Below are 12,686 nucleotides of genomic sequence, written 5' to 3'. Positions count from 1 at the left end.
AGACTATTTTTAAAAATTTTAATGGCAAACGCTATATTTATTATATATATTATTTATTAAAAAAACGGTTGATATAATGGCAAAGGCAAAACAAAGACGTAGAGTACGTGATACATGGAAAGAAAAATCCTGGTATACTATTAAAACACCAGTAAACTTCGAAGATAAAGAAATTGGAGAAACTCCTGCAAAAGATCCTGAACTTCTCATCGGTAGAGGAGTTGAAGTTACCATGAGAGAATTAACTGGAGATTTCTCAAAACAGTACATCAAACTCAGATTTGAAATTGATAATGTTGCAGGTGATGTTGCAAACACCAAATTCACCGGTCACAAAACCACTACTGATTACGTAAGAAGCATGATTAGAAGAGGAACTTCCAGAATCGACGCTTCCGCAGTAGTTAAAACTAAAGATGGACGTAAATTAAAACTCCAAGTTCTTGCAGTAACCATCAGAAGAGCTAAATCTTCCCAACAAAAATACATGAGAAGCGTAATTGAAGATTTACTCAAAGAGACTGCAGCTGAAAAATCATTTGATGAATTGATTAAAATAGTTGTCAACGGTAAATTGGCATCTGAAATTTACCACAACGCTAAAAAAATCTACCCTCTTAAAAGAGTGGAAATCATCAAAAGTAAAGTAATTAAATAAAATTACTTTTCACTTCTTTTTTTCTTTTATTTCCTTTTGTTAAATTGATTTAACCTTTCATAATTTTATATTCGATATTTTTTCTGTTTAGAATATTGACTTTCTTTTTGATTTATTTCATCGTTATTTATTATTTCTTGGGACATGTTTTTATTCTATTTAAATTTAATGTTAGTATGTTCAATGTTATTTTAACTTAAATTGTTTATATTCAATATTTTTAGCCAATTCTAATGCATATGTCTTCATTTTTCTATTTTAGAATGAATAATGTTTATTTATTTAATTGTTATTTCTTTTAAAAAATATTTTATGAATAATTATGATTGAACATTAATATATTATTTCTTTCACAAGTATGAATATTTTTTAACTTTTTTCTTATTATATTGTAAAAAGAAAACATATATACTTCCTTAATTAATAATTAATATATTAAAAGAATAATGAATGAGGTATATTTATGAATGTTAAAAAGATAATTATTTTTTCTTGCTTGTTTTTAATGTTCTTCAGTGTATTATCCTCTTCTTCGGCTACTGATATCGCAGACAATGCGACTTTAGTTGGTGTTGATGATAATCAGGACAATTTACAAGCAACAGACACGCAAGAGGAGATTCTGACGGACTCTCCAGATACATTTGCACAATTGGATGAAGTTATTAACGATCCTACAATCTCGCAGGGGGACGTAATTAACTTGACAACTAATTATACGTATGCAGATACTGATTCAGGAACAGCAGGAGTTCAAATCAGCAAAAGCATCACAGTGGATGGGAACGAACATACCTTGGACGCTTCAAATAAATCCTCAATATTTGAAATCAAAGGCAATTCCCATGTAATATTGAAAAATCTTAACTTTATCAATGGTAATGCTAGTGATGGCGGTGCGATTAAAGTAGAATCAGGTTCCAGCATAGAACTTATTAATTGTACATTTTCCAATAACCATGCAGAAAATGGAGGTGGGGCAATATTCATAAACGGCGACAGTCTAACCTCAAATTCATTAATCATGGACTCCACTTTCACAGACAACACTGCAAAAAATGGTGGTGCAATATATGTCAAAGGTTCCACATTGAATATTTCATCATCCAACTTTGTTGGAAACAATGCAACAGAATATGCGGGATCAATATTCATGGATGGTGTACTTCACATCACTCAGACAACTTTTGAAAATGGGCAGGCATCTTCAGGAGGTGCCCTCGAGTTGATGAACAGCAATAAGAAATTTTCTACAATAGAAAATTCTACCTTCAAAAACTTCTATGTTTCCGGTGATGGGGGTGCATGCTACATCGCTGCGGACAATGTTCACGTAAAAGATTTAATCTTTGAGGATAATGTCGCAGGTGACGACGGTGGTGCACTATACTGGGAAGGAAGCAACGGTATAATATATAACATTACTTGTATCAACAACAAAGGAATAAGTCTGGACAAAAACGAAACAGATACCTCAAGCACACGTGGGGGTACAATCTGTCTTACAGGAGCCAATGTTACAGTATCCAAATCCAGATTCGTATCAAGCTCAGCATATATGGATGCCGATAAGGATTCATCCAAAGTTGACGGCGGGGCATTGTTCGTTACAGGAAATAATGTGACCATTGAGGATACTTTATTCAGCGATTGTAATGCCACAAACAATGGTGGTGCCCTATATGTCATAGGAAACAGCACTAAAATCTTAAACTGTACCTTTGAGGATAACAACGGATTGGACGGTGGTGCGCTGTATGTTGAAGGTGATGAATGTAAACTGGCCGATTCTACTTTTGGCGACAACACTGCAGATGATGACGGTGGAGCTATATTCTGGGAAGGTAGCAATGGTGTTATCTACAACATCACCTGCATTAACAATAAAGGTATAAGTAAAACAAAACCTGATGGTGTCAACACTTCCAGCACTCGTGGAGGTTCCATATCACTTATTGGGGATAATGTAACACTATCCAAATCAACTTTCAATTCAAGCAAAGCATATATCGATTCAGGCAAGGATTCATCCAAAGTCGATGGTGGAGCATTATTCATTACAGGAAACAACATAATCATAAACGAAACAGAATTTTACGATTGTACTGCAGTCAATAATGGAGGTGCAATATACATTATCGGTAATAGTACTAGGATTCTAAACTGTTCCATCGATAAGACTCAAGCATATATCGGCGGAGCAATATTCATCGCAGGTGATGATACAACTGTTGACGATTCATTATTCAGACATAATACTGCATCAGGTTACAGTAGTGACGGTGTGTTAGGAGGCTCAGGTGGTGCAATATATGTCCAAGGGGAAGGAGCTACAGTTTCAAACTCTGACTTTGCTTATGGTACTTCAGTTAACTATGGTGGAGCAATAACCGTTTGGGGAGCTAATGCAAATATTACAAAAAACGTATTCGATAACTGTACTGCTACATTATATGATGGAGGTTCAATATTCGTTAATGGGGCAAATACTACAATTTCACTTTCAAATTTCACAAGAAGCAAAGCTAACAATAACTTTGCTCACGGAGGCGCAATTGGAGTCAGTGGTAATGATGCAAATATTTTAGGATGTAATTTCGATGATTGTTATGCTTATAATGGGGGAGTTATCCATATAAGCGGTTCCAATGCATTGATTAACAATTCAGACTTCAAACACACTTCAACTTTCAATAATCGCAATACTCCTTATGATGGTGGAGCTATTTATGTGGATGGTACTTACACCACTGTTTTAAACTCTAATTTCACAGGATTCAAATCAAAGGATTGCGGCGGAGCTATTTATATTAGAGGGGAAAATACTCTTATTAAAGGATCTGTATTTGACGATTCTAATGCCGTTGATGGTGGAGCCATCTATGCTTTTGGTAATTATGCAAAAATTGAGGATTCCGCATTTAATTCAAGCTATGCTAATTACGGTGGTGCAATTTATCTTTATTCATGGGGTGCTTCAATTAAAAACGCAAGTATTGTAGAATGTTCAGCCACTTATAGTGGTGGTGCCATCTATGTTGCAGGTGGAGGTACAAACATAGCGGAAAGTAATTTTACCGATTGTCTGGCCGAAGGATCATCCACAAGCTATGGTGGTGGAGCTATTTATATAGAAGGTCCGGATACTCATATCTCAACTTCAGACTTTAATAACAACAAGGTTTATGATTCAGCATATGGTGGAACAATTTATATTAAAGGGGACAGAACATTCATCGACACTTCCAAATTCAACAGCAGTTTTGCTAAACGGGGAGGTGTAATTTACATTGAAGGTGAAAGAACCATTATTGATTCTTCCACATTTGAAAATAGTTCATCCAGTTCCTTTGGTGGAGCTATAGCTATTTCCGGACATAATGCTACAGTCGAAGGATCCAGCTTTGACAATATCTATGCTAATGATAATGGAGGAGCTATTTATGTTGATGGTGAAAATACAAATATTTTACGTTCTTCATTTGACAAGTGTGTTGCTAAAGGAACTCATTCCGGTGGTGCAATTTATATTGACGATATAAAAACCACAGTAGCATATTCCAATTTCACTTCATGTAACGCTGATTCCGCAGGAGCAATCAACATCAATGGAATAAATACTCAAATTTTATATTGTAATTTGAACAATAACTCTGCCGGTTCTGCCGGGGCAATTAAAGTTTTCGGAAATGACACCATTATCTCCAACTCCAATTTCACAAACAACAATGCAACATATACTGACGGGGGTGCTTTGGATATTGGTGGTTCAAATGCATCAGTATACTCCTGCTGGTTTGACCACAATGATGCAGTAAGATACGGTGGTGCCATTAACTGGAAAGGAGGCCACGGTGACGATACCATTTTAGGATCTACTTTCACCAATAATGGATGTCATGGTACTGGTCAGGGTGGAGGTGCAATTTTCTGGACTTCTGGTGATGATATGGACAATATTCCTCCGGGCGGTTTGATTTTAAATTCCATTTTCATAAACAACACTGCATACGGACACCACGGTGGCGCTATTGACTGGTATTATGCAAGGGACAGTACAATCAATAACTGTCTATTCGTCAACAATACTGCAAACAGTGATGGTGGCGCTCTTTATATTGGTGACCAAAATGGTCATGGTCATCATTTGATGATGTCAAATAACCAATTTTACAACAACAGTGCAGGAAAACACGGCGGTGCTATTGCAAACCAGATGAGCGACTCATGGATTTATAATAATACCTTTGACGGAAATAAAGCAAAAGCAAGTGGTGGAACACTCTTGATGAAAGAAGGTAATGCGGATAATTCAGTGATTGACCATTGTTACATCTATAATTCATTCATTGACCAGAATTATGCAGGAAATACCCGTTTTGGTGTAGGTGGAGCTGCAATCCGTTTAGGTGAAGGGGATAATAACATTACAATTTCAAATTGTGCCATTATCAATTCCACAGCAAACAAAACCTGGGGTGGAGCTATTGCAATCGATTCAAAAAGTGAACATAATTCTTTAATCAATGTCACCATCCAAAATGCCAAGGTGCTTGACGGATACGGTGGTGCCATATACTGGAAAGGGTCTTACGGTACTATGTATAATGTCACAATAGTTAATTCCTCATCCACCACACTGAACGATGCTGTAGCATATGGTTCAGATAAATCTGCTAATGGTGGTGCCATCTATTTGAATGCATTCTACTGCAATTTGGATTTAATTAAAATATTTGAATCATCTTCAAACAATAATAATGAAACTTGTACAAAAGAAAGTAATGGTGGAGCCATTTATGTTTATGGGGAATCTAATAGTTTAACTAATGTTGAAATAGATGACTCTTCGGCATTATCCGTAAATATGAATGCTTGTGGAGGTGCTATTTACTGGAAGGGTAAGGCTGGTACCTTAATAAATGCAACCATTTCAAATACTCTTGCAAATGGTCGGGGCGGTGCAATTTACTGGTCCGGAGGTTCTCCAAAAGTCAGCAACATATCTATTGAATATTCTCAGACCAACGTTACCAATTCAACTAACGATGCTAGCGGAGGAGCTATCTATTCAACAAGCATTGGTGATTTAAAGAATGTCACTATTAAGAACGCTTTGGCTTCAACTGAAAGTGGAAACATTTATGGTGGTGCCATTTATTATAACGGTAACACTATGGATAATGTTACTGTTATCGGTTCCTGCGCTACCACTGATGATGGAGAATCATATGGTGGAGCGGTCTATTGGAAGAAAGTTAATAATAATGCATATGTTTACAATTCTTATTTCGAAGAGAACAATGCTGATTTCGGTGGGGGTATTTACTTTGCAGGTGAAACAGCCCGTATATATGACACTAACTTTACAGGCAATGTGGCCAATAAGGACGGTGGAGCTATATACGGCACAGGAAATGATGTTTTACTGTACAGAAGTATTTTAGATCACAATAGTGCCAAACGTGGTGGAGCCGTGTTCATGAACACCAATCAAATCAAGGTATATGATTCCACTCTTGAATTCAACACCGCTGAGGAAAAAGGTGGTGCAATCTACCGTACTGCAACCAGTGGTTCAAGTGAAATTAAAAACAGTGAATTAATCAACAACACTGCTTTCCAGGGATCAGCAATTTACACTGGCGCATTCTTTGCTTTAACAAATACTGTTCTTCTTGACAATCAGGCAAATTCCAATAAGTTTATAATGAAGACAGTTGGTGTTGATGAGGATGGTAAAAACTACACTAGCGCAGTATTTGTCGGATATGATAACATATTAAATGCCATATGGGCAGAAAGTGATTATATAGGCAGCGCATGCAGCAATGTAACCTATTGGGATGCAAACGGTATTACTGTATCCAATTCCAAACCTCGCAAAAGCGACTGTGAGGCAGGCCAGAACATCACTGTCGAAATGTATGACCATAATGGTGAATTTATAACCAGTGCAGTAGTTGTGACAGATGAAGACGGCGCATTCAAATACATATTTGATGCGGAAGAAGGTGAAACATATTACTTTGCATATATACATGAATCAGACAGGTATTACACTTATTTAAGGGATACATTATCCAACAGCAGTATTGTCAGGATTTGGGTTAATGATTTCTATTACGGCAACAGCACAAGCGTGATAATCACTTTAACCGATGGTGCATGGGGCGCTTTATCCGGTAATGTTACCGTAACATTCAACGATACCAATCATACTAACTTCACAGTTGAAGTTATCAATGGAACTTACAGTCAGAATTACACATTTAATTTGCCTATTGGCCTGTACAATGCATCAGCTAATTATCCGGGTAATTTGACTAGGCTGGCTGCTAATAACAGCGATATATTCAGGGTAATTCCATATGATGATTTGGCAATTACAAAAACAGTCAATGTTACTGAGGACTATGTAAACGTTTCTGAAATTATCAAATACACAATTACTGTAGTCAATAACGGACCTAGTGCTGCTTCAGGAGTAAATGTAACAGAAATTTTAAGCCCATATCTCAAATTAATCAAAAACGAAACAGATGTGGGTGATTATAGCGGTACAGTTTGGCACATTGGCTATTTGGATGTAAATAAACCTGTCAATATGACAATAACTGCTCAAATAATTCATAGAGGCCCTATCACTAACACCGTTTGGGTTGAAAGTGATGGATTCGATACAAATTCATCCAATGATATAGATTCAGCTCGCAATTTCACAGCATTGCCTATTGTTGATTTGCGCATTGTTAAGGAGATAAACGCTACAACAGATACTATAAACGTTACCAATATTATAAAATACACAATCACAGTATTCAACGACGGTCCTTCAAACGCTACAGGTATTGTTGTCGGTGAAGTATTAGACTATCGCCTTAGAATGATTTCATTCAATGAAAGTGTGGGCACATATGCAGACGGTACATGGAACATTCCTAGATTAAATAACGGCACTAACGCAACATTAACAATCATTGCAGAAGTAATCTATTCAGGCAATATCACTAATGTAGTTAATGTAACAAGCTATGAAAACGACACTAACATGTCTAATAATTATTATAACATAACTAATCTTGCAATAGCCTATGTGGATTTACAGATTAACAAGACAGTCAATGTAACAGGATTTGTCAATGTCACTGATAAAATCAAATTCACAATCCAAGTCTACAATGCAGGTCCTGCAAATGCTACCGGAGTATATGTAAGTGAAATTCTAAGTCCACATCTTCACATGACTTATAGTAATGTAACCATTGGAGAATATGATGGTGCAACATGGGTTATCGGCAATTTGAACAAAGGAATAGTCCATAACTTGACAATTATTGCAGAAGTCATCTCTGCAGGCAACATTTCAAATGCAGTTAACATAACAGGTCAGGATAATGATACTAACATGTCCAACAATAATGATTCTATCGAGAATATTACTGCTTTGCCTATTGTTGATCTGGTTATTACTAAGGATGTCAATGTTTCAGGATTTGTTAACGTGACAGATAAGATTAAATTCACCATTACAGTTCACAATAACGGTCCTTGTGATGCTACTGACGTTAATGTCACTGAAGAGTTGTCACCTCATCTCAAATTGATCAGTGCTACAACAAATAATCACGGTAATTATCTCCAAAAGCAAGGGTACTGGTATATAGGTGATTTGGCCAATCAGTCAACTGCAATTTTAACTCTTGTCTGTGAAGTTTCATCCAATGGCACAATCGGCAATGTTGTTGTAGTCACATCTTATGAAAACGACACCAACAAGTCCAACAATAATGATTCTATCGAGAATATTACTGCTTTGCCTGTTGTTGATTTGGTCATTACTAAGGATGTTAACGTTTCAGGATTTGTTAACGTGACAGATAAAATCAAATTCACTATTACCGTTCATAATAACGGTCCTTGCGATGCAAGTGACGTTAATGTTAGCGAGGTCATTTCTCCTCACCTTAACGTGACTAGTGTTGAAACAAACGGATACGGTTATTACATTCAGGATAAAGGCTATTGGTATATCGGTGATTTGGCCAATCAGTCCACTGCGGTTTTAACTCTTTACTGTCAAGTCATTTCAGTGGGTAATATTGGCAATGTTGTTTCAGTTACATCTTATGAAAACGACACCAACAAGTCCAACAATAATGATTCCATTGAAAATATCACAGCTTTGCCGATTGTTGATGTAAGCATTACAAAAACTGTTAACGTAACAAGTAAAACACTAAATCTCACAGACAGGATTGAATTTACAATTACAATCCACAATTCAGGACCGTGCAATGCTACCGGTGTATATGTAAGCGAGATTTTAGACCCTGCTTTAAAATTAATTAATTATACTGCAACAAAAGGTACTTATGATAAATCCAGTTGGGGAAACATTTCCACTTTAAATGTTGGAGACACAGAAATACTGATAATTATTGCGGAAGTGCAATACTCTGGTATAATCGAAAATGAAGTAATCGTATACAGCATTGAAAACGATACAAACATTACAAATAACCATGATAATATTTCAGCTATTAATGTAACCACAGACGTCGATTTGGAGATTTCTAAAACGGTCAATGTAACCACAGGTTATGTAAATGTCACTGACTTAATAGAATTTACAATAATTGTCCACAATAAGAGTCCAAATCCTGCAAGTGGTGTATATGTAAGTGAGATTCTTGATTCTCATCTTAAATTGGATTCATACAATGCTACAAAAGGCACATATGCTGATGCCACATGGAATATCGGATATATGGATGGTGGAGAAACTGTTAATTTAACTATTGTTGCCCGTGTAATCTCAAACGGCACTATTGCTAATGCGGTGGTCGTATATGTTTGGGATAACGATACAGATCCATCCAACAATAACGCATCTATAGACAATATCACAGCCCTTCCGATAGTTGACTTGCAAATCAGCAAGGTGGTCGATGTCCAAGGCAGGTATGTAAACGTTTCAGATATAATCCAGTTCACTATCGATGTATTCAACAACGGACCTTGTGATGCCACCAATGTGACTGTTAGTGAGGTTTTAAGCCCTCATCTTAAAATGATTACATGTCTGAACTCTACTGGTTATTATAATGTAACTGAAGGTATCTGGCATGTCGGTTATTTACCAAACCAATCAGGAGCACAATTAATCATTCAGGCTAGAGTTATTTCAGCAGGAAACATTTCTAATGTTGTAGTGGTAAGCTCAAATGAAAATGACACCAACAAGTCCAATAACAAAGATAACATTACTAATATCACCGCTTTGCCTATTGTTGATTTAGAAGTTCACAAAACTTCAAATGTCACTTATTCAGGAGTAGTTTACGTTAATAACAAAATAGAATACACAATCACTGTCAGGAACAACGGTCCTTGTGACGCTACCTTGGTTAATGTAACTGAAATTTTAGGAAATAACATTAAATTAATCTGCAATTTAACAGATTATGGTAACTACACTGATGGAGTATGGTATATCGGCAATTTAACTAACCAATCAACAGCAACTTTAACTATTGTTGCCAAAGTTGTTGGAAGCGGAACTGTATACAATAGGGTTGATGCAACCAGTTATGAAAACGATACTAATATCTACAATAACTGGGCTGATGTATCTATTTCAGCTTTACCTGTTGTTGATGTGAGCATAGTGAAAACAGTTAACGTTACAAGTCCGGTTTATGTCTCTGATGAGATTGAATTCACTATTACTGTTCATAATGATGGTCCTTGTGATGCTACTGGTGTATATGTTAATGAGACTTTGAACTCTAATCTTAAATTGGTTTCAAATAGCACTAGTGTTGGCGGATATGATGGTTCTGTTTGGTATATTGGTGATTTGGCTAATCAGTCTACTGTTACTTTGACTATTGTTGCTAAGGTGGTCTCTAATGGTACAATAACCAATGTGGTTGTTGTTGTATCAAATGAAAATGACACTAACAATTCAAATAACAATGACAGTATTCCTGAAATCGAAGCGCTTCCGATTGTTGATGTTAGTGTTGTTAAAACTGTAAATGTCACTGGTCCTGTAAATGTCTTGGATGAGATTGAATTCACTATTACTGTTCATAATGATGGTCCTTGTGATGCTACTGGTGTATATGTTAATGAGACTTTGAACTCTAATCTTAAATTGGTTTCAAATAGCACTAGTGTTGGCGGATATGATGGTTCTGTTTGGTATATTGGTGATTTGGCTAATCAGTCTACTGTTACTTTGACTATTGTTGCTAAGGTGGTCTCTAATGGTACAATAACCAATGTGGTTGTTGTTGTACCAAATGAAAATGACACTAACAAGTCAAATAACAATGACAGTATTCCTGAGATTGAGGCACTTCCGATTGTTGATGTCTGCGTCAATAAGACTGTGAATGTCACTCATGCAAATCTTGGAGACAATATATGCTACACAATTACAGTGCATAATTATGGACCAAGCGATGCAACAGATGTAAATGTTACTGAAAAACTATCAAATTATGTAAGCTTCGTTAAAGCTAATGCAACTCAAGGAAGTTATGATGCAATTGAAAACATTTGGCATATAGGAAAACTATCTAACGGTTCAACTCAAACATTAACTCTGATAGTTAAGATTGTCAAATCTGAAACAATCGAAAATACTGTTGTTGTAACATCAAAAGAAAACGACACCAATTTAACCAACAATAATTACACATGTGAAAACGTAACTATTGGAAAAATCAACACTCCAATTGATCTTTACACTTACAACATAACTTATGGTGATGATGAAATTCTTATAATCACATTGCCTACAAATGCGACAGGAACTGTAAACGTTACAGTCGGAAATAGAAACTATCCTGATGTCCCTATCAATAACGGCATAGTGGAACTGCCTGTATATGACCTGGGCGGAGGAGATTACACAGTTGACGTCACATATGGTGGGGATGAGAAATACCTTCCGAATTCAACTTCAGGAATATTCAATGTTGCTCCGGTAACTCCGATAATCACAATTGAAGTTGAAGACATCTGGGTAGGCGAAGTTGAAGTGCTGAATGTAACAGTCAATGCACCGGGAACAGTATTCGTTACAGTCAACGGCAGGACTGTTGAAATACCTCTTGAAAATGGTGTTGTAACTACAGGGCTCCTGGCTGCAAACACTAAAATCAGCTATAAAGGAAATGCAACCTGGAATATCTGGGGATTGCCTGTAGGTCCATATCCTGCATTTGCATTATATCCTGGAAACGAAAACTACACCAGCGTAAATACAACTGACCTGTTCCATGTGAGGGATAAACCAAGTACTGTTGTTGTAACCGCTAAAGACATCTATGTCGGTCAAAAGGCTGTAATTCATATTACTGTCGGACCAAAAGGAGCGACAGGAAATGTAACTGTAACTCTTGAAGGAAAAACCTACAACCTTAAAGTGGTTGACGGAAAAGCAACATTGGTTGTATCAGGTCTTAAGGCAGGAACCAAATATGTGGAAGTTGTCTATAACGGTAATGTATTGTACCGTCCATCTGAAAACTCAACTACATTTAAAGTTTTAAAATTGAAACCTCCTGTGGATATAGATGCACCTGAAATAACCGTTGGTGAAGATGGAATAATCAAAGTAAGTGTTCCAGAAGATGCAACTGGTGAAATAACAATTGAAGTTGCCGGCAGAAGATACACTCAACCTATAAATGATGGTGTTGCAATATTCGTTGTTCCTGGATTGAAAGTTGGGGTACATGATATTAAAGCATTCTATTCCGGTGATGACAAGTACTTGCCAGCAGATAATGCGGGCAGCATTAAAGTAAATCCGACAGATGACAATAAAAATGATACTCCTAAGGTGATTAACAAACGTCCTGGAAGCATATTGTTATCTGATTACCCAACAGGTAATCCTGTATGGATGCTGCTGGTGATATGCATGGCAATCGGATCAATTCCATTAAGAAGATTTAAAAAATAATCTTCTTTTTATTTTTTTCAGTTAATTAAAAATTTCAATGTTCAT

General features: G+C 36.4%; 2 protein-coding genes. Both read left to right on the top strand.

Going from position 1 to position 12,686, the window contains the following annotated elements; translation table 11 throughout:
* The first annotated feature begins 76 nt into the window (after window positions 1-76).
* Window positions 77-658 (top strand): 30S ribosomal protein S3ae, encoded by a 582-nt coding sequence (locus Q4Q55_RS02190; RefSeq protein ID WP_303371179.1) that lies wholly within the window; start codon window positions 77-79, stop codon window positions 656-658.
* Window positions 659-1,163: 505 nt separating this feature from the next.
* A complete protein-coding gene (locus Q4Q55_RS02185) occupies window positions 1,164-12,641 on the top strand; it encodes an Ig-like domain repeat protein (RefSeq protein WP_303371178.1) in 11,478 nt (3,825 codons plus the stop codon).
* Window positions 12,642-12,686 lie beyond the last annotated feature (45 nt).

The sequence above is a fragment of the Methanobrevibacter sp. genome (assembly GCF_030539555.1).
GTDB lineage: Archaea > Methanobacteriota > Methanobacteria > Methanobacteriales > Methanobacteriaceae > Methanocatella.
Note: the sequence above shows the minus strand (reverse complement) of the source record. Positions and strands in the feature narration are given on the sequence as shown.